Source organism: Mucilaginibacter galii (genome assembly GCF_014635825.1).
Classification (GTDB): Bacteria; Bacteroidota; Bacteroidia; order Sphingobacteriales; family Sphingobacteriaceae; genus Mucilaginibacter; species Mucilaginibacter galii.
Genome location: NZ_BMDO01000006.1, coordinates 219,877 through 238,473, shown reverse-complemented (window position 1 = coordinate 238,473; position 18,597 = coordinate 219,877). Strand labels below are relative to the sequence as shown.

Annotated in this window: 17 protein-coding genes; 11 read left to right on the top strand and 6 right to left on the bottom strand. The window is 45.2% G+C overall.

All coding sequences use genetic code 11. From position 1 onward, the window contains the following. Nucleotides 1–643: 643 nt before the first annotated feature. Entirely contained in the window at nt 644–2,482 is a 1,839-nt protein-coding gene (locus IEV61_RS12510; protein ID WP_188417152.1) for a UbiD family decarboxylase, read from the bottom strand. 110 nt (nt 2,483–2,592) lie between these two features. Here IEV61_RS12510 and IEV61_RS12505 point away from each other — a divergent pair, with 110 nt between their 5' ends. From IEV61_RS12505 to IEV61_RS12490, 4 genes are all read left to right on the top strand, one after another. Continuing rightward, entirely contained in the window at nt 2,593–3,042 is a 450-nt protein-coding gene (locus IEV61_RS12505) for an SRPBCC family protein (protein ID WP_188417150.1), read from the top strand. A 182-nt stretch (nt 3,043–3,224) separates the two neighbouring features. Further along, nucleotides 3,225–4,061 carry a sulfite exporter TauE/SafE family protein gene (locus IEV61_RS12500; RefSeq protein WP_188417148.1) on the top strand — a complete coding sequence of 279 codons (837 nt, stop codon included), beginning with the start codon at nt 3,225–3,227 and terminating at the stop codon, nt 4,059–4,061. A 128-nt stretch (nt 4,062–4,189) separates the two neighbouring features. Next, nucleotides 4,190–4,570 carry a DUF1634 domain-containing protein gene (locus tag IEV61_RS12495; protein WP_188417146.1) on the top strand — a complete coding sequence of 127 codons (381 nt, stop codon included), beginning with the start codon at nt 4,190–4,192 and terminating at the stop codon, nt 4,568–4,570. 222 nt (nt 4,571–4,792) lie between these two features. Beyond that, the gene (locus IEV61_RS12490) at nt 4,793–6,085 is read left to right on the top strand and encodes an alpha/beta fold hydrolase (RefSeq protein ID WP_188417144.1); all 1,293 of its coding nucleotides are present in this window, start codon (nt 4,793–4,795) and stop codon (nt 6,083–6,085) included. A 185-nt stretch (nt 6,086–6,270) separates the two neighbouring features. Here IEV61_RS12490 and IEV61_RS12485 read toward each other — a convergent pair whose 3' ends face one another. Further along, nucleotides 6,271–6,750: a DinB family protein gene (locus IEV61_RS12485; protein WP_188417142.1), complete on the bottom strand. Its 480-nt coding sequence runs from the start codon at nt 6,748–6,750 to the stop codon at nt 6,271–6,273. Nucleotides 6,751–6,867: 117 nt separating this feature from the next. Here IEV61_RS12485 and IEV61_RS12480 point away from each other — a divergent pair, with 117 nt between their 5' ends. Together IEV61_RS12480 and IEV61_RS12475 are read left to right on the top strand one after the other, a co-directional pair. Then, nucleotides 6,868–8,631 carry a DUF885 domain-containing protein gene (locus IEV61_RS12480; protein ID WP_229747125.1) on the top strand — a complete coding sequence of 588 codons (1,764 nt, stop codon included), beginning with the start codon at nt 6,868–6,870 and terminating at the stop codon, nt 8,629–8,631. Nucleotides 8,632–8,852: 221 nt separating this feature from the next. Further along, nucleotides 8,853–9,032, top strand: a complete 180-nt coding sequence (locus IEV61_RS12475; RefSeq protein ID WP_188417325.1) for a hypothetical protein — start codon at nt 8,853–8,855, stop codon at nt 9,030–9,032. On the opposite strand, the gene IEV61_RS12470 is transcribed toward IEV61_RS12475, so the two are convergent. Further along, entirely contained in the window at nt 9,007–10,644 is a 1,638-nt protein-coding gene (locus tag IEV61_RS12470) for a M28 family metallopeptidase (protein WP_188417140.1), read from the bottom strand. The genes IEV61_RS12475 and IEV61_RS12470 overlap by 26 nt on opposite strands. 138 nt (nt 10,645–10,782) lie before the next feature. Next, nucleotides 10,783–10,980 (bottom strand): hypothetical protein, encoded by a 198-nt coding sequence (locus tag IEV61_RS12465; protein ID WP_188417138.1) that lies wholly within the window; start codon nt 10,978–10,980, stop codon nt 10,783–10,785. 177 nt (nt 10,981–11,157) lie between these two features. Here IEV61_RS12465 and IEV61_RS12460 point away from each other — a divergent pair, with 177 nt between their 5' ends. After that, nucleotides 11,158–12,525, top strand: a complete 1,368-nt coding sequence (locus IEV61_RS12460; RefSeq protein WP_188417136.1) for a M16 family metallopeptidase — start codon at nt 11,158–11,160, stop codon at nt 12,523–12,525. 10 nt (nt 12,526–12,535) lie between these two features. Beyond that, nucleotides 12,536–13,843, top strand: a complete 1,308-nt coding sequence (locus tag IEV61_RS12455) for a M16 family metallopeptidase (RefSeq protein WP_188417134.1) — start codon at nt 12,536–12,538, stop codon at nt 13,841–13,843. Between the two features lie 113 nt (nt 13,844–13,956). On the opposite strand, the gene IEV61_RS12450 is transcribed toward IEV61_RS12455, so the two are convergent. Then, the gene (locus tag IEV61_RS12450) at nt 13,957–14,409 is read right to left on the bottom strand and encodes a DoxX family protein (protein ID WP_188417132.1); all 453 of its coding nucleotides are present in this window, start codon (nt 14,407–14,409) and stop codon (nt 13,957–13,959) included. Nucleotides 14,410–14,627: 218 nt separating this feature from the next. On the opposite strand from IEV61_RS12450, the gene IEV61_RS12445 reads away from it, so the two are divergent. Beyond that, complete coding sequence (locus IEV61_RS12445; RefSeq protein WP_188417130.1) at nt 14,628–15,107, top strand: universal stress protein; 480 nt, start codon at nt 14,628–14,630, stop codon at nt 15,105–15,107. Nucleotides 15,108–15,292: 185 nt separating this feature from the next. Here IEV61_RS12445 and IEV61_RS12440 read toward each other — a convergent pair whose 3' ends face one another. Continuing rightward, on the bottom strand, nt 15,293–16,360 hold the full coding sequence (locus IEV61_RS12440) for a branched-chain amino acid aminotransferase (protein WP_188417128.1): 1,068 nt from the start codon (nt 16,358–16,360) through the stop codon (nt 15,293–15,295). Between the two features lie 239 nt (nt 16,361–16,599). Between IEV61_RS12440 and IEV61_RS12435 the strand changes: the two genes are divergently transcribed. Both IEV61_RS12435 and IEV61_RS12430 read left to right on the top strand, forming a co-directional pair. Continuing rightward, entirely contained in the window at nt 16,600–17,760 is a 1,161-nt protein-coding gene (locus tag IEV61_RS12435; protein ID WP_188417126.1) for a TlpA disulfide reductase family protein, read from the top strand. Between the two features lie 73 nt (nt 17,761–17,833). Then, nucleotides 17,834–18,553, top strand: a complete 720-nt coding sequence (locus IEV61_RS12430) for a TlpA family protein disulfide reductase (protein WP_188417125.1) — start codon at nt 17,834–17,836, stop codon at nt 18,551–18,553. The last annotated feature ends 44 nt before the right edge of the window (nt 18,554–18,597 follow it).

The following is an 18,597-nucleotide window of genomic DNA, read 5'->3' as shown; positions in this document are numbered from 1 at the left end:
GCGTAGAAAAGTCGACGGCTTACCTATCTTGAAGAGATTGCTTCGTACCTCGCAATGACGTTTTTGGTTTAAAAGTTATCAATTTTCAATTCAAATCGCCCATTCAGGCGTCCACGCCTGAATGCTTTTTGGGCAAGCGTCTACGCTTGCGAAACTGATTGCGGTAACGTAAGCGTGGACGCTTACACCAGAATACGTACAGGCGTGGACGCCTGTACGGGCGGTATAAAGTTATTCTAAGACAAAGAGCACTACCCAAATTCTTTTTTCCGCGGCATCAGTGTTTTGCGGTTAGCACAAGCCCTAATAGAACCACAGCATCAAGTAGCAAATAAACGTAGCCGCAAGTTTATTCACAATTATTTGTTTTTGGTGTTCATGAGATCGCTTCGCTAAGTTTCTTTTGGTTACTTTTCTTTTGTATAAAAGAAAAGTAGCATCCACTGCCGTGAGGCAAAGCACGTCCCAATCCTAAAAGGGCACAGACTAATTTGAAAGTACAAACTTGGCATTTGCCGCTTTGCTAAGTCTTCGACTAGCTCAGACTGACACGGTTAGCTACTTTTACTTTCGCATGTGTCATGCTGAACTTGTCGAAGCATTCGCCGCTTAACCAGTTCTTCCAAATACTGACAACGGAGTTTTATATCACCCCATACAAACTACCACCCTTTTCACCCATTTTATCCACAAACTTCTCCACCGCCGGGTCTTTAACCAATTCAGGCGCATGGTGCGGTTTTTTACGGGCGTTAATAATGAGCGGACCATGGCAGCCCCAGTGCTTGTGCTCGGTAAAGCTGCGGATGCCGTAAATATCATGCGATGGATTGCTGCGGGTAAAGGTTACCCAAACCAGGTTATTGATGGTTTGCGCAGTAAAACCTGCATCATCGCACAACACCATTAGCGGTAGCCCGGTAAGGTCGGTATCTTTTACATAATCATCCAGCATAATCAGAGCATCGGCAATGTCATCTTCATGAATAAACTGCGGAATCTCAACAGCCAATACACCCGGCATTGCCATTTTAAAGATGTTGAATGGGCGTGGTAAGCTAAAATTGGCCGGTAACTCGGTCCATAATTCGCGTTTATTTTCGCCTGCCACAGCTATGGCTACTTTGCTGCCGCTGTTTAAGCTGCTGCCGCTGTAATCTAAAGTATCAATGGTAGTGCGGGTGTAGAAGTGCAGGTCGCGGGTTAAGTCAACACGTTCCAGCACGTGCTTTAAAAATGCTTCAATATTATTAATGTTTAAGGCAGGGTCGTCTTCTTTGGCTGCAATAAACAAGTACTTAGCTAAGCTAAGCTGGTTTTTGCCTAAAATATGATTGGCAATGGTGAGTATCTCTTGCGGGCGGCGTTCTTTTAAATACGGGGTATAACGTTCGCTGCCTATGGCAAACAATAACGGGTGCACACCGGCCGCATCAACGGCATTAACGGCATGTAAGCCCGGTATTTCTGAGGGCAGGGCGGAGCCTGTAATGTCGTGGATCAATGCGCCAAAGCTGGTATCCTCTTGCGGCGGGCGGCCCACCACCGTGAACGACCATACGGCATCTTTACGGTGATACACGTTATGCACCTTCATGAGCGGGAAAGGGTGCTGCAAACTGTAATAACCCAAATGGTCGCCAAAGGGGCCTTCGGGCTTATTTTCGTGCGGCATTACGGTGCCGGTAATTACAAAATCTGCATCGGCCGATATGCAAAAGCCTTCGGCATCATAAAAATAACGGAACCGGCGGTTGCCCAAAGCCCCGGCAAAGGTCATTTCTGAAAGACCTTCGGGCAGCGGCATTACGGCTGCTACCGGGTGCGATGGCGGGCCACCAACAAATATGCTCACTTTAAGGGGCTGCCCTTTGGCATTAGCTTTAGTTTGATGCACGCCAATGCCTCTATGGAGCTGGTAGTGCAATCCAATTTCCTGGTCCATTACATACTCATTGCCACCCAGTTGAATGCGGTACATGCCCAGGTTGGCGTTCATGATGCCCGGCTTGTCGGCGTCTTCGGTATACACTTGCGGCATGGTCACAAAGGGGCCGCCATCCATAGGCCAGTTTACCACCTGGGGCAGGGCGCTTATTTGCGTGCGGCCAAAATTGATTGGGGCGCTTTTGCCGGTTTTCATGGGCAGGGCCGAGAGGGCCGTAAGGGCTACATTAGCATAACTAAAAGGCCGTTTAAGCGCTTTCATGGGGTCGGTTTTTAAATCAACCAGGGTCTTGATCTTGTCAAGTGTATCCCTGAAAATAAAACGTGACCTATCCAGTGTACCAAACAGGTTACTCACCGCCGGGAACTGGCTTCCTTTTACATTCTCAAATAAAATAGCCGGACCTTCATTTTCATACACGCGGAGGTGTATGGCGGCCATTTGCAAATAAGGGTCTACTTCCTCTTTAATGCGTATGAGGCGGCCATGTTTTTCAAGATCGGCAATGCAAGATTGTAAGCTACGGTAACCCATGAATGGTAGATGCTAATTAGACTTCAAAAGTACTCAAATTTAAGTTTATGGAATGCTCATTTCATTATTGGCATGTAATATGTATTGCTAAAAGAAAATAATTTTACGCTATGGAAAATACAGCAACGAGGTTAAGTGCAGAGAAAGATTTTTCTGTACCCGTAATAGAATTATATAAGGCGTGGATAACGCCTGATGATTTGAAGCAATGGTGGCATCCGTCGGAGCATAAGCTTACTAACGTAGAGCTTGATGTAAAAGAAGGCGGTAAATTTAAATATGAGTTTGAAGCCGGCGATGGTAAGACCGCGCTGGTAATAACCGGCGAATACCACGAGGTTAAAGATAACGAACGCCTGGCCTATAGCTGGAACTGGACCGTACCCGAGGGTGTGGTTAAACCAAGCGAGCATGAACTCACCATTATGTTTGTTGCCGATGGCGAGGGCAGTAAGCTAAAAGTAGTACAGGAAAACTTTTTAGATGACGAGTCGATAAACCCTCACCAGGAAGGCTGGGAAAAGGCTTTGAACGATTTGCATGAATATTTGAGCAAATAATAGATACAGGTACAAACAGTGCCTGATATTGTAAACGCCGTAAGGGGTAACTATTTCGTTAACATAATTAGTTACCCCTTACGGCGTTTACATTAACACCTTTTCCACGACTTCATTTTTTATAAAACTACCGCATCCAAAAGATATTTGAATAATTTAGCGCCTTAAACAAAAGAGGGCCTATGTCGGTAGCTGTACTTACACTAATTGTTTTGGCGGGTTCGTACGTAGCAGGGCTGGTAGGCTCGTTAACCGGCCTGGGCGGTGGAGTGGTAATTATACCGCTGCTTACCTTGCTGCTCAACGTTAACATTCATTATGCCATTGGCGCATCCCTGATCTCAGTTATTGCTACTTCCTCAGGTTCGGCAGCAGCTTATGTTAAAGAAGGTATTACCAATATTCGTTTAGGCATGTTCCTCGAAATTGCCACCACCATTGGCGCCATGGCCGGTGCCATGCTGGCTTTGCATATTCAAACCAGTGTAATAGCAGTTATCTTCGGTGTCATTCTTATCTTTTCGGCCTTCATGTCGTTAAAACCTAAAAAGGAACAGATTCATCCACCCAAAAGCCAATGGGCCGAAAAACTGAAGCTTAACAGTAGCTACCCGGTAAACGATCAAACCGTAAGTTATGGTGTGCAAAACGTAGGCGGCGGCTTTTTCATGATGCTGTTTGCCGGCGTTATATCGGGCTTGCTGGGCATAGGCTCGGGCGCGTTAAAAGTGGTAGCTATGGATGGTATTATGCGCATCCCTTTCAAGGTATCTACCACCACGAGTAACTTCATGATAGGCGTAACGGCCGCGGCCAGCGCTGTGGTTTACCTGCAACGCGGCTATATAGACCCGGGTTTATCTATGCCGGTGGTGATAGGGGTGTTGCTGGGTGCACTCACCGGTTCAAAAATTTTGGTAAAAGCTTCCTCGTCAAAAGGCTTGCGTTGGGTGTTTGCAGTTATCGTCACTTTTTTGGCAGGGCAAATGATCTATAACGGGTTAAATCATAGGATATAGCCCCACCCAACCCTCCCCGGGAGGGAGGGCTTTTGAACAGCAGCGGGGTTAATTCAAAGTTGTATTATTATAAATTATAAAAATAAAAATAAGCCCTCCCTTCCCGGGGAGGGTTGGGGAGGGGCTTTATGAAAAAGATCAGCGACTTAGACATACAGCAAATCATAGGCTGGGTACTGCGCTTAGGGGTCATCATCTCTATGTCGGTTGTTTTTATTGGCGGATGCTTTTACTGGTACCGCCATAGCGGCGAAACCGCCAGTTACAGCAAGTTTGTAGGCGTACCCGATTTTGTGCACAGTCCCTCGGGTATATGGAACGGCATACTCACCCTGCGCGGCCGCGCCATTATACAAGCTGGCATTATATTACTCATTGCCACCCCTGTAATCAGGGTACTATTCTCATTAATTGGTTTTTTATTAGAAAAAGACTGGCTTTATACGGCAATTAGTCTGTTGGTATTAGGCATTATCATAGCAAGTGCTTTAACAGGGCATGCAGGATAAGCCCCTCCCAAACCCTCCCCGGGTGGGAGGGCTTTCCCGGTCATGTGTCAATTGCGAGCGATGGCGTGGCAATCTATTTAAGCTTAGTCGCCTGTCGTTGGAGATTGCAACGTCGCTATCGCTCCTATGACATGTAGTTAAGTTTTTTTAAAGCCCTCCCTTCCGGGGAGGGTTGGGAGGGGCTTCTATATTTCGTTATATTTGCAACCGAAATAATTTAGAATGAAACGAATACTCGCTATATTAACCTTGCTCATAAGTTTTAGTAGTGCTTTTGCACAGGCGTCAGAACCTGCGGCTTACCACCAGGCGCTAAACAAATTTATGTTTTACTACAACCGTAACCAAGCCGATAGTGTGTTTGGTATGTTTGCCCCCGAAGTGAAAACACAAATGCCGCTGCAAAAGAACCGCGAAATGCTGGGGCAGTTGCAAACCCAGCTGGGTGGTTTGCAAAAGGCAACTTATCAAAGCATGGAAAGCAGTGTGGCCACTTATAAGGCCGATTTTCAAAAGTCGAGCCTGGCCATGAAGATCAGCTTAAACGCGGGCGGCAAGATCAGTGGTTTGCTTTTCGATAACTTGAAAGCTGATGCGCAACCTGCTACGGCCACGGCCGACGCTTCTACCAACGAAACCCCTTTTGAGTTAAAAACCCTATCCGGCGTTATTCGGGGTACCTTGGCATTGCCCGCACAAGCCGGCGGTAAAGTGCCCATCGTGCTCATTATTGCATCGTCTGGCCCAACCGACAGGGACGGTAATAAGCCCAAATTAAATCAGCGCCCCGATACATACAAGCTACTGGCGGCAGCCCTGGCTAAAAATGGCATTGCCTCCTTACGTTACGATAAACGCCTGGTAGGCGAAACGGTAAATGCCGCCCGAGAATCAAAACTGCGCTTTGATGATTACGTGGATGATGCCGTAGCACTGACTACCCAGTTGCACGATGATGAGCGTTTTTCTAAAGTGATTATTTTAGGCCACAGCGAAGGATCGCTGGTGGGTATGTTGGCCTCGGCCGGTCAGCCGGTTAACGGCTTTATTTCGGTGGAAGGCGAAAGCCAGACCGGCGATAAGATCATGACCGAGCAACTGAAATCTCAGCCCGAATACATTACCAAAGGCTTTAAAACCATTACCGATAGCATGCGCCGCGGAAAAACTTACGACAAGGTAGACCCTGCCTTGTACAGCGTGGCCCGGGTAAGCGTGCAGCCTTACCTCATGAGTTGGATGCGTTTTGACCCCATGAAGGAGATCAAGAAACTGAAAATACCCGTACTCATTATCCAGGGCACTAACGACGTGCAAGTGAGCATAGCTGATGCAGAGAAGTTGAAGAAAGTGAAATCGGACGCCAGGTTGGTAACCATCACTGGTATGAACTATGTGCTCAAAGAAGCACCGGCAGCCACGGCGGCCAACATGGCTACCTACAACCAGCCCAACCTTCCCATTAAACCCGAACTTACTACCGCCGTGGTAGACTTCATCAAGAGTTTAAAATAGCAAAAAACTTAATCAAAAAAAGGACACTCAATAGGTGTCCTTTTTTACTTTCAAGATTTTGGTTCGCTATAAATTTTTACCGCCGGAACTGACAAATTAACTCCAAAAATTTGACGTAAAGTTCATTTCTAATTTTTTGAGGTTTTTTGTGCTTTTTTATAATTTACAGGAACTTTCCTGAAATTTCAGGAATTTTTCCAACTGCCCAGTAATCGCCTTAATACAATGATCTCGGCCACATGATAAGCCGTATGATCGGCCGCCTGCAGGGCTTCGCGTAGCAGGGTTTGGCCTTCGCCATGTGGTATGGGCGTATACAAATCACCGGTTTTTACCAGCCCGATCAGTTCATTTAAATCATTTTTAATTTGTTGAATGGCTGCGTTCCAGGCCGCTTCGTTAGGTGGTGTCGGTTCTTTAGGCCAGTATTCATCCGGCCATTTAGGCGATTGGTGGCTGGCATCCTTGCTAAACTCCAGCATATCCCATTGTGCAATGCGGATGTGCTCCACCAGTTGCCATATGCTGTACGGCAGGTCGTAGGGGCGTTCGCCCCGTTGGTTGGCAGGCAGGCCATTCAGGGCATCGTCAAGTTTTGCATGAGCATTACCACCGTTCAGGAGGTGGGTTATTTCGTCGGTTAGTATCTGATTATTGTTGGGCATAATTATCTTTTATTGAGTAACAGTTCAAGTGTCGCTTGGTTCCATATATTGCAGATAATTACTATTTATGAGGGTAATTTTGTAGGTTTATAGCATCTACATCAAGCATCTTAACACGTGATCAATAAAATATTATCAGCTATAGTTGTACTGGCCCTCTTCCTTATTGCCTGTAAAAAGGATGGCGGCGGCATGGCCGAAATGAATAAGGACGAGGCAGCATTTACCGGCTATACCAACCATTTCCTGGAAGCGCTTTGGAAACTTGAACCCGACCGTGCCACGCAAACCGGTTATCATCAGTATGATAGCTTGCTGCTGGTGCCTTCCGAATCGCAGCGTCAAAAGATGATCAGCTTTACGAAGGTTGAAACAGATTCGCTGCTTCATTACGATCCTAATATTCTTTCAGATAGTAAAAAGATTGATTACCAGCTTATCCAGAATGAGTTGCAGGAAATGCAGTGGAACCTGCAAACCCTCAAGGCCTGGGAGTGGAACCCTAATACTTACAACGTAATAGGCACTTTTGCCTACATTTTGAATGAACATTACGCCCCCTTAGATAAGCGCCTGCGGAACTTCTACGAAAAGATGAATAACATACCTGCCTACTATAAAGAAGCGCAGAAGCAGGTCAAAAATCCGGTCCCCGAACTCACGAGCCTTACTATCGATCAGTTGAATGGCGGTTTGGGCGTATTTGATAAAGATTTTGAAGACTCACTCAAGAAAAGCAAGATACCGGCAGCCACACAGAAACTTATGCTTGTACGTGCCAAATTATCGGTTGATGCGATCAAGGGTTTCACTGCTTTTTTAACCAACATTAAAAGTACTAAACCAAGGAGTTTCCGCTTAGGACAGGAATTGTACCAGGATAAATTTAAGTATCAGATACAGCCGGCATTTACGGCACAACAAGTGTTTAATGCAGCAACCGAACGTAAAAAGTTTTTGCACCAGGAGATGGGAAAGCTTAGCAAGCAGCTATGGCCCAAGTACTTTGGTAAGCAACCTATGCCTAAAGATTCGTTAGAGTTGATCGGTAAAATAATAGACACCTTATCTACAAAACATGTTAAACCCGAAGAGTTTCAACCGGCTATTGAGAAGCTGATACCTAAGTTAACTGAGTTTGTAAAAGCTAAAGATCTGCTGACCCAGGATGCAAGCAAACCCTTAATAGTGCGTAAGGAACCTGCCTACATGGCGGGCGTAGCAGGAGCATCGGTAAGTTCGCCGGGACCATATGACAAGGGTGGCAATACCTATTTTAACGTAGGCAGTTTAGCTGGCTGGGCACCAGAACGTGCGGAGAGTTACCTGCGGGAATATAATCAGTACCTGCTGCAGATCTTATGCATTCATGAGGCTATACCGGGGCATTATACGCAGTTAGTTTATTCCAACAAAACGCCAAGTCTTATTAAATCGGTGTTACAAAATGGGGCAATGATAGAGGGCTGGGCCGTTTACAGTGAAGAGATGATGCTGGATGCCGGTTACGGCAACAATGAGCCCGAAATGCGCCTCATGTGGTATAAATGGAACCTGCGCTCGGTGTGCAATACCATACTCGATTATAGCGTGCATTGCAATAATATGAGTAAGGAACAAGCCATTAAGTTGCTTACCCGCGAAGCTTTTCAACAACAAGCCGAAGCCGAAGGAAAGTGGAAACGTGTGAGTGTAAGCAGTGTACAGCTTACCAGCTATTATACAGGTTATAAAGAGATAGTAGACCTGCGCGATGCTTACAAAAAGAAGATGGGCGACAAGTATTCGGTGAAGGAATTTAACGAGAAATTTTTGAGTTATGGCAGTGCCCCTGTTAAGTTTATTAAAGAGCTAATGTTGGGGAAATCAGCTAAAAAGTAACTTTAGAAATTCTACGGATTTCTATCATAAATCTTCATGTTTCTTCACAAAATTACATATTTACTCATTGGTAACAGATGGTTCACGGACCGGGTAAATATGGGTTGGACCAACCTTCGAAGAGAGTGATTTTTTAGTTATTTCACTGTTCAATCAAAGTGACGGTTGTTACCTGATCTTGCGTTTAGTGGTTACCTTTGTCAAGCTTAACAATCCTCCTCATGATCAAATGGCTTAAACGTATTGGTGTGGTTGGTTTTCTGTTCTTTTTGGTTAAAGGGCTGGTATGGCTATATGTGATATTTTTTATTCGTTCTTGCAGCCAGCAGCAAAAAGAAAAGGCCGGAAATAGTTCCCGGCCTTCATCTTCTATATCTATTTCATATACTTATCGCGGATAGCTTTAAACTCCGAGCCTGCTTTCCATTTAGGCCATAAGGTGCTGGAGTAAGCCAGTTTTTTACCAACCGAAAACAACAATTGCAGATCTTGTAGGGTGCCGGTTACATTCCATGTGGCGGCGTTGTATTCATCGCCCGGTTTGTGGTATATGTTTGTGGTAAAGTCATCCTGTAGCTGTCGGCCGTAGGCCTTACCTTTTCCGGGAATGTCTATGCCGGTTTCTATATACAGGGCGGGGATGCCTATTTTAGCAAAGTTGAAATGATCCGACCTGAAATATAGGCCTTTCGATGGATCCGGCTCTGGAGCTACATAGCGGCCCTGTTGCTTGGCGGCATCCTTCAGGTAATCTTCCAGTTCCGATTGTCCTGCGCCTATTAAAGATACATCCATGGTTTTACCGTAGGGAAACAGCATATCCATGTTAATATCGGCCACGGTTTTTTCTTTCGGAAATACCGGGTTTTCGGCATAATAGGCCGAACCCCACAAGCCCTGCTCTTCGGCCGTTACCGAAAGGAAGATGATCGTACGATCGGGCTTGGTCTTCATGGATTTGAAGCCTTTAGCCAAGGTGAGCAACGCGGCTGTGCCCGTGGCGTTGTCGCCTGCACCATTGTAGATGCTGTCGCCTTTGGCATCGGGCTTGCCTATGCCCAGGTGATCCCAGTGTGCAGAGTAAATAATGCACTCGTCGGGCTTTTTACTGCCCGGTATTTTGGCTATCACGTTGTGCGATTCCTTGTACTCGGTAGCCACCGTTAAAGATGTGCTCAGTTTAAGCGGCGAAGGTTTGGCTTTAAAGTCGGTACGCAGGGCTTGCGCTAACAAGGCCTTGTAATTAGTACCCGCGGCCTGTAAGATATGCTCTGTGGCGGGCAGGGTTAGCCAGCCTTCAATAGCACATTTATAGCTTTCGTGTCCGCGCGGGTCAAGGTAAAGTTTGGTTGCTTTCCAGCTGTTTTGCACCACGCCGAAGCCATAGGCAGCCGGGCCGGTATCATGTACAATTAAGCAGCCTTTTGCACCATGGCGGGCAGCTTCATCATACTTATAGGTCCAGCGGCCATAGTAGGTCATGGTTTTACCTTTAAACTGTTGGGCATCATAATACCCCGGGTCGTTCACCAGTACTACTACCACTTTGCCTTTTACGTCAAGCCCGGCATAATCGTCGTGGTTAAACTCGGGTGCGGTAATACCAAAACCGGCAAATACCAGTTCCTCATTGTTAAGGTTAATAGATGGTGCAGTTTGGCGTGTCCACAATACATAATCTTTCAAGCCTTCCAGTTCAAAATTACTGTCGGGCCCTGTAATGGCCATATTAGCAGCAGGGTTAGTAGTGATAGCCACCATGGGTACCGGCTGAAAGTAGCTGCCCTTATTACCAGGCTGCAAGCCGAGGGCCTTAAATTGCTGTTCTAAGTAGTTAATGGTTTTGGTTTCGCTGCGGGTAAAAGGCTTGCGGCCTTCAAAAGCATCAGACGCTAAAGTTTTTACGTAACCTGTATAGCTGGCTGCACTTAAGTTACCTGTTTGGGCCGATGCCGTTAGCGCAGTACAAAGGCTTAACCCGCTAAGCAGGACTTGAAATTTTTTAGAGCGCATAAAAAAGCAGTGTATGGATTAAATACACTGCCCAAAATAACTATTTTCAGTAGAATGTGTGCGTTAAAATTCGGTAATGGTTACGTTACAAACTTTGCTCGCTTATAAAGTACGGGTAAGCAGCACGCAAAGTTTTGCCTACTTGCTGTCTTTTGAATTGGCTTTAAGCATAACCCTTCCTTTTTTGGTTAAGGTACAAACCGGAACTTTTTCGGTTGCATCAATGTCTATAAGGTTATACTTTTTGAGGTCTTGCAAGTCATCTTTACTTATACCTGCTGCTGTTTGGGTATCGGCAATTGTTTTAAGCGCAGCAACTACTTCTTCATGTTTCATAGTACAAATGTAGGCATTTCAGTTTTGCCTGTGCATGAGCGCATATATTATTAAATACGCGGTCAGCGTTCAACTCTAAATGAATGGCATTACTCAAAAGTTAAAATTCGGCTTTGTGCTGCCCGGAGTTTTATAAATGAATAATGTTATTTAGCTTAAGCCCTTTATTTGAACCTTATGACAAAAAGACTTTTATTGCTCTTTAGCCTGCTTTTGCTTTTAGCTACAGGTCTGCAGGCGCAAAGCAAACTGCCTGCTAATATGTTTTTGCGCAAGTTGCCCAATGGACTTGATGTATTGGTGGTAGAAGATAATAGCGTGCCCCTGGCCACCGTTATGATTACCAGTAAAAACGGTTCTTACACCGAAACGCCGGCCTTCAACGGGCTAAGCCATTTGTATGAGCACATGTTTTTTAAAGCTAATAAAGATTATAAAAGCCAGGAAGAATTCATGGATCGCGTAAGCGAACTGGGTATAGATTTTAATGGTTCTACCACGTTTGAAAACGTAGATTACTTTTTTACCCTGCCCAAGTTTAATTTGAAGGATGGTTTGAAGTTCATGAACTCTGCCATCCGTTATCCTAAGTTTGATGCCAAGGAAATGGCCCGCGAGAATATTGTGGTAGATGGGGAGTTTCAGCGTCAGGAATCAAGCCCGGGTTATGCGTTGAGCGAGGCTATGGATCGCCATTTGTGGGGCGATCTGTACAGCCGCAAGAATCCTATTGGTAACCATAATGTGATCCGCAATGCCGTACCTGCGCAAATGGATTCTATCAAGAACAAATATTATTATCCTAACAATTGCCTGCTTACCGTAGCCGGCGATGTACTGCATGAAGATGTTTTTAAGCAGGTGACCGCTATTTATGGCAGCTGGAAATCGTCGGACTTTGATCCGTTTAAAAAATGGCCTATCCCGGAGATTAAGCCGTTGCAAAAGATTGATAACTTCTTTGTGGTATCTAACCTTACCCAGGTACCGGTACTCGAAATTACCTGGATAGGGCCCGATACCCGCACCGATATTCCGGCCACTTATGCTGCCGACGTATTTTCATATATCTTGAATCAAAACTCATCGCGGTTGAGCCAGTCGCTCGTGCAATCGGGCCTGGCATTACAGGCCAATATTGGTTATTTAACGTTGAGCCATTCGGGGCCTATTACGCTGTTTGTGGTGCCTAATCCTTCAAAAATAAGCGAGTGTCTGGCCGAGGTAAAAAGGCAGATAGCCTTGTTTGATGCCGACGATTATGTAAGCAACGAGCAAATTGAAACCGCTAAACTCAAATTAGGCATCAGGCAAACGGAAGAGGCCGAGGTAACTACCGATTTTGTGAAAACACTTTCGTTTTGGTGGGCATCTGCTTCCATTGATTATTTTACCACTTACCAGGAAAACCTGAAAAAAGTTAGCCGGGCCAATTTGCAGGAGTATGTGCGCAAGTACATCAAGAACAAACCTTATTGCGCAGGCTTACTGGTTAACCCACAATTACGTTCACAGGTACCGGCCGAATTTGTAGCTTCTAAATAATTTAAATTCCATGAAAAAAATCATTGCTACCCTAATTATAGCGGCCACCTGCATACTGCCTGTTTTAGCCCAAACTACCGAAAGTGTAAGTACTTTAACCACTACCTCGTTTGAGGTAAACGGCTTAAAGGTGATATTTAAACCCACCGTCAAAGAAGTGATCAGCGTGCGTATGTATTACCGTGGCGGCAATACCAATTACCCCGCCGGCCAGGCAGGTATAGAAAACTTTGCCCTGAAAGCCACTACAGAGTGTGGTGTAAAAAAGTATGGTGCCAACACGTTTAAAGACATGGCCGATAACTACAACATTAATATTGGTGGTTCATCAACTTACGATTATGGCAATATTAGCCTCAACTGTGTAGCCAAATACTTTGACCTTGGATGGGACCTGTTCTCGCGCGCCGTTACCGAACCTTCGTTTGAAGCCGGCGAGGTAGAACTGCTTAAAGCCAAACTGCTGGCCGCTATTGGCAGCAGCGCTACCAACCCCGACGATCGTATTGAAAAGCTGGCCATGAAAGGTGCTTTTGAAGGCACACCTTACGCTTATGATCCCGATGGTACCGAAGAAGCAGTATCGGCCTTGAACGCTGATGCCCTGAGAGCGTACTATTATAAACTGCTGAATAAAAAACGCATGTTTTTAGTGGTAGCCGGTAAAATTACCCGTGAGCAGTTGGAGCAAAAAGTGAAAGCTGCCTTTGCCAACCTGCCCGAAGCTCCATACCAGCCGGCCGCATACCAGGCACCCCAATGGGAAGGGCAAAAAATACTGGCCGAAAAGCGCGACATCGCCACCAACTATTTAAACGCTATGATGAATGCACCGGTAATGAGCAGCCCCGATTATGTGCCGTTTCGTATGGGAATTAACGGGTTGAGTGGTGTTCTTTTTTCGCAATTGCGTACTAAGTACAACCTGTCGTACGCACCGGGTGCATATTCTGTAATGCAGCAAATGCCTTATGCTATGATGTATGTAAGTACTACAAACCCAAAAGAAGCCGCCAAAATAATGCTCAACTGTATTGATCGTATTAAAAATTCTACGCTTACCAATGCCGGCCTGCGCGATATGAAAAGTGGTTACATTACCTCCAACTATATGAAACAGCAAAGCTCAGAAGCGGTAACCGGCAACCTGGGCACTGCTGAAGTTATGGGCGATTATATGTATGCCGAACGCATGCCCGATTTGATCAACAACGTAACGCCGGCCCAAATTAACCAGGCACTCAATAAATACATTAAAGGTTTACGCTGGAGCTACCTGGGTACCGAAAAAGATGCTGTTGGCTTGTTACAGGATTAATAGTGTTAAAATTGACTGCTCCTGCATTTAGTTCCGAAGAGCGGCGGTTGAAGATATGGCATGGTGCTTAATATGGTGAGAGTGATGTGTACGATAGGCATATAATGGCAGCACTACAACGCACACCAGTAAACCCAGGCTATAAAAAATAATTGTAAGGGCACCCTAAACCAAAGGTAATTTAGGCCGCTGCCCATATAATTTGCTTTTTCCAGGTTAATATGCTGCCTGGCGGCTATGATATTTGCCGGGAGAATGATTATAAAGAACAGGATGAGCAAAATGCCCGTTACAAGTCTTGTGGCCGGTAGCAGTAAGCCGGCCGCTGCCAATAGCTCTACAACACCGGTAAAGTACACCATGGTTTTTTTATAAGGAATAATACTGGGTATCATCAGCATCATGCCGCGCCAAAACACCCAATGAGCTACCGATGTAAAGGCCATCATGGCGGCCATGGCCACGCAGCCGCTCTGCCTCAAGTTTGCAGTACTCCAGCCTGTATAATAATATGTGAATAAACAACTTAGCCCAAAAACGCTTAAAAGCACCAGTAATGGTTTCATGGCGTAAAATTAGAAGTGATTAATCAGAATTAATATTTTTTTAGATAAGTGGTAGTAAACCATCATTGAACCGGTTTATTTGACGGATAAATTTTGTTTCAGGACAAATATTATTTAAACATAGCCCCCGTACACCTGTATAATTTGAAGTATTGGAGTGGATAAAAAACATATTACGCTTCAACTGTTATTAATTACACACCATAAAACCTTAAAATATGGATATTACAAGAATACTGATAGGTATTGACGACAGCAAGTATGCCGATCATGCCGCACAATATGGTTTCGACCTGGCCCGTAAACTAAATGCCTCGGTGGGTATAGTAAGTATTGTGGAGCCTATCCCCGCTGCAGTTACGCCAATAAATGATACCGGTTTTGGGATGCCCTTTGAAGGTGCTGCCGATATTAACAGTGTTGAACTGATGGAAACCCAAAACCAAGCTGCCGATAGCCTGCTTAACCGCATCATTGCTAAATATGGCACCGATATGGAGGTTACCCAATATACCGATTATGGTTCGAGTGCCGATGGTATTATTAATTGCAGCGCCACTTTTGGTGCTAACCTTATCATTATTGGCACCCACAAACGCAGTGGTTTCGACCGCTTGCTAATGGGCAGCGTAGCCGAAGATGTGGTACGTCATGCTGATGTACCGGTTATGGTTGTGCCCCTGAAAGAAGAGGAATAGTCAAATATTAGAAGTCATCTCGAACGATAGTGAGAGATCTTGTTGGATATTGTAATTAACCATGTTGTAGGAGTAACATGGTTTTTCGTTAATACTTGATATGACATGATCTAAAATAATCAGGCGCTTCTGAAAAGAAGCGCCTGATTATTTTTTATACTCCCACTTTTGGGGAATGTGGTCATTTACACCATGTAATTCCAGTCGTGTGTGTCTTCCGTACGGCCATAACGAATGTCGTTCAGGGTATTGAACACACGGTTAGAAAACTCGCGGGTGGCAGGGTCGCTTAGCGGGTACTCTTCACCTTCGTAATTTAACGAACCTACCGGGGCAATAGTGGCAGCGGTACCGGCACCAAAGGCATCGGTTAGTTTGCCGTTTTTAGCGCCTTCCACAATTTCCGCAATAGAAATGCGGCGTTCTTCCACCGGGATGCCCCAGTCTTTAGCCATGGCTATTACGGTATCGCGCGTAACACCATCTAAAATAGTATCGCGGGTTGAGGGGGTTACTAACGTACCGTCGATAAAAAACATCACGTTGGCGGCACCCATTTCTTCGGCGTATAAATGCTCTTTAGCATCGGTCCATATCATTTGGTCAAAGCCTTCTTCAACGGCACGGCGGGTAGGCAGCATAGCACCTGCGTAGTTACCGGCTGCTTTGGCGTAACCAAAACCACCTTCGGCAGCGCGGGTAAACTTAGTTTCAAACTTAACACGCAACGGTTTAGTAAAGTAAGGCCCAACCGGGCAGGTAAGTATCATGAATTTGTACGTTTTTGATGGCACCACACCCAAAAACGGATCGGTAGCAAACATAAACGGACGAATGTATAAAGCGTGGTTTTCTGCTGTAGGTATCCAATTGCGCTCTACATCTACCAAAGCTGCAATGCTTTGAATAAACATCTCTTCGGGCAGTTCGGGCATGCAAAGGCGCTGTGCCGATTTATTAAAACGGGCTGCATTCTTGTCAGGGCGGAAAACCGATACCTGGCCATCCTGATGTTTATAAGCTTTCAGGCCTTCAAAAAACGCTTGTCCGTAGTGTAAAGACGAGATAGCAGGGCTCAGGCCAATTTCGCCATAAGGTACAATTTCAAAGTTCTTCCATTCGCCGTCGGCATAATCGGCCACCAGCATATGGTCGGTAAAAGTATGGCCAAACACCAGCTGGCTAAAATCTGTTTGTGCCAGGCGCGATTGTGCGGCTTTAGTTATCTTAATGTCAAGGGTTTCTGTGGTCATGGCCCGATGTATTTTAGTAAAGTTGCAATTTATGATTTTTTTAAGGGAATTGGATAGTGCATCAGAAAAAATAGAAAGGGGCTGCCAGTTTTCCAAGCATGAATATTTATAATTGCGTAAAATATTCTACTTATTTGGTAGTCTTTTTTTAATATTGATAAAAGCTTGATTAGCTGTTGGATTTAACGTTTTACAATATTAGATTTGTGAATACACGATTTACATACACTTAAAAATATATGAAAAAAGCAGTCTTTACATTATTGGCCGCCCTGCCTTTAGCCGCCATGGCCCAGGCCCCGACCGGAGCTTTCACCGTTAAAGGAAAAGTAGGTGCGGTAAGCACCCCTGCAATGGCTTACCTTGAGTACCGTAAAGATGGCAAAACCATTGATGATTCGGTTGCCATTAAAAATGGTGAATTTGAGTTTAAAGGCGAAACTGCTAAGATACCTTCCCAGGCTTACCTGATCATGAACAGGGCCGGTACCGGCATGAGCAAAGCCCGCGATTATCAGCAAATTTACCTGGAACCGGGTGTAATTACCGTTAAGAATGCGGTTGATTCTATGCAAACAGCTACGGTAGGAGGTACTCAAACCAATATAGAGAACGAAGCTTATAAACTGGCCAACAAGCCGGTGAACGATATTTATGCTGCCATGAGCGCCAAGCGTAAAGCGGCCACGCCAGCCCAGCGCGAATCGGCCGAGTTTAAGGCTGAGATGGATGCAATGGATAAGAAAGCTGACGAACTGTCTGACGGGATCAGCAAGAAGTTTGTTAAAGCCTATCCTAAATCATTGATCAGTTTAAACCTCATCCGTAACCTGGCCTACAGTACAGATTATGCCGAGATAGCACCGATATTTGCCGCCTTGTCGCCCACAATTAAAGATAGCGAAAGCGGTAAAAAGTTTGCTGCCCAACTGGCCGGTATGAAAAACGTAGCCATTGGCGCTACCGCTACTGATTTTGCCATGGCCGATACCAATGGCGTTATGGTGAAACTGTCATCGTTCAGAGGTAAATACCTGCTGGTTGATCTTTGGGCATCATGGTGCGGCCCTTGCCGCCAGGAAAATCCTAATGTGGTACGCACCTTTAACAAATACAAAGACCGCAACTTTACCATTTTAGGCGTATCGTTAGACCGCCCGGATGCCAAAGCCAAGTGGCTGGCCGCTATCCACAAAGATGGCTTGCAATGGACACAGGTATCTGACCTTAAATTTTGGGATAACGATTTGGCCAAACTGTACGGCGTACAAGCCATCCCCCAAAACTTCCTTTTAGACCCTAACGGTAAAGTGATAGCCAAAAACCTGCGCGGCGATGCGTTGGATGCCAAGCTGGCCGAAGTGTTGGCTAAGCAAGAAAAAGTGAAAGCTGAAGAATAACCGTTGAATTATCAATAATAATAAGACAGGCATTGCTTTAAAAAGTAATGCCTGTTTTGCTTTTATCTTAATTATGACTACTGTGAAATATATTTTACTGACCATAATCTTGTGGAGTGCTTATGCAATTATCTGTAATGCTGGTGTATTAACAGCAAACGAAGACACGGCACAGGTTAATACCATTCGTTCGTACATTGTTAAACATCCAAACGATGCCAAAAGCCTGAGGATGGTAAAAGGATTATCCTTTACGTACGATTATACAACCATAGAACCGTTATTTAAACTCTTGGGCAACAGCTTAAAGCAAAGTCCTGCCGGGTTGAAATTTGGCCGGCAACTGGAGGGAATGAAAAATGTAATTATTGGTAACACCATGCCTGATTTTACATCAACCGATGCCGATGGCCATCTATTGAGCTTAAGTCAGTTCCGGGGTAGTTATGTGCTGATTGACTTCTGGGCTTCCTGGTGTGTACCCTGTCGGCAAGCTAATCCGGCACTGGTGAAACTTTATAACAGGTTTAAATCTAAAAATCTGGTGATCGTTGGCGTATCGCTCGATAGAAAGAAGGAAGCCTGGTTGAGTGCTATTAAAGCTGATGGTTTAGCGTGGTATCAGGTGTCTGACCTGCAATATTGGGATAATCAAGTGGCTAAGCTTTACGGTATACAAGCCGTACCTCAAAGTTTCTTAGTTGACCCTGCTGGGAAGTTGATAGCCAAGAATTTGCGCGGCGATGCTTTGGATGTAAAACTCGCTGAGGTGTTAGTTAAAGATGAAAAGTGAGGTTTAAACAAAAAGAGCTGCATTAGCAGCTCTTTTTGTTTCCT

What these genes read in the sequence shown, in the direction of transcription:
- IEV61_RS12440 (WP_188417128.1), bottom strand. Translation starts at nt 16,360, where the DNA reads ATGACCACAGAAACCCTTGACATTAAGATAACTAAAGCCGCACAATCG.
- IEV61_RS12460 (WP_188417136.1), top strand. Translation starts at nt 11,158, where the DNA reads ATGACAAAAAGACTTTTATTGCTCTTTAGCCTGCTTTTGCTTTTAGCT.
- IEV61_RS12510 (WP_188417152.1), bottom strand. Translation starts at nt 2,482, where the DNA reads ATGGGTTACCGTAGCTTACAATCTTGCATTGCCGATCTTGAAAAACAT.
- IEV61_RS12500 (WP_188417148.1), top strand. Translation starts at nt 3,225, where the DNA reads ATGTCGGTAGCTGTACTTACACTAATTGTTTTGGCGGGTTCGTACGTA.
- IEV61_RS12505 (WP_188417150.1), top strand. Translation starts at nt 2,593, where the DNA reads ATGGAAAATACAGCAACGAGGTTAAGTGCAGAGAAAGATTTTTCTGTA.
- IEV61_RS12495 (WP_188417146.1), top strand. Translation starts at nt 4,190, where the DNA reads ATGAAAAAGATCAGCGACTTAGACATACAGCAAATCATAGGCTGGGTA.
- IEV61_RS12475 (WP_188417325.1), top strand. Translation starts at nt 8,853, where the DNA reads ATGATCAAATGGCTTAAACGTATTGGTGTGGTTGGTTTTCTGTTCTTT.
- IEV61_RS12470 (WP_188417140.1), bottom strand. Translation starts at nt 10,644, where the DNA reads ATGCGCTCTAAAAAATTTCAAGTCCTGCTTAGCGGGTTAAGCCTTTGT.
- IEV61_RS12450 (WP_188417132.1), bottom strand. Translation starts at nt 14,409, where the DNA reads ATGAAACCATTACTGGTGCTTTTAAGCGTTTTTGGGCTAAGTTGTTTA.
- IEV61_RS12435 (WP_188417126.1), top strand. Translation starts at nt 16,600, where the DNA reads ATGAAAAAAGCAGTCTTTACATTATTGGCCGCCCTGCCTTTAGCCGCC.
- IEV61_RS12485 (WP_188417142.1), bottom strand. Translation starts at nt 6,750, where the DNA reads ATGCCCAACAATAATCAGATACTAACCGACGAAATAACCCACCTCCTG.
- IEV61_RS12430 (WP_188417125.1), top strand. Translation starts at nt 17,834, where the DNA reads ATGACTACTGTGAAATATATTTTACTGACCATAATCTTGTGGAGTGCT.
- IEV61_RS12445 (WP_188417130.1), top strand. Translation starts at nt 14,628, where the DNA reads ATGGATATTACAAGAATACTGATAGGTATTGACGACAGCAAGTATGCC.
- IEV61_RS12465 (WP_188417138.1), bottom strand. Translation starts at nt 10,980, where the DNA reads ATGAAACATGAAGAAGTAGTTGCTGCGCTTAAAACAATTGCCGATACC.
- IEV61_RS12455 (WP_188417134.1), top strand. Translation starts at nt 12,536, where the DNA reads ATGAAAAAAATCATTGCTACCCTAATTATAGCGGCCACCTGCATACTG.
- IEV61_RS12490 (WP_188417144.1), top strand. Translation starts at nt 4,793, where the DNA reads ATGAAACGAATACTCGCTATATTAACCTTGCTCATAAGTTTTAGTAGT.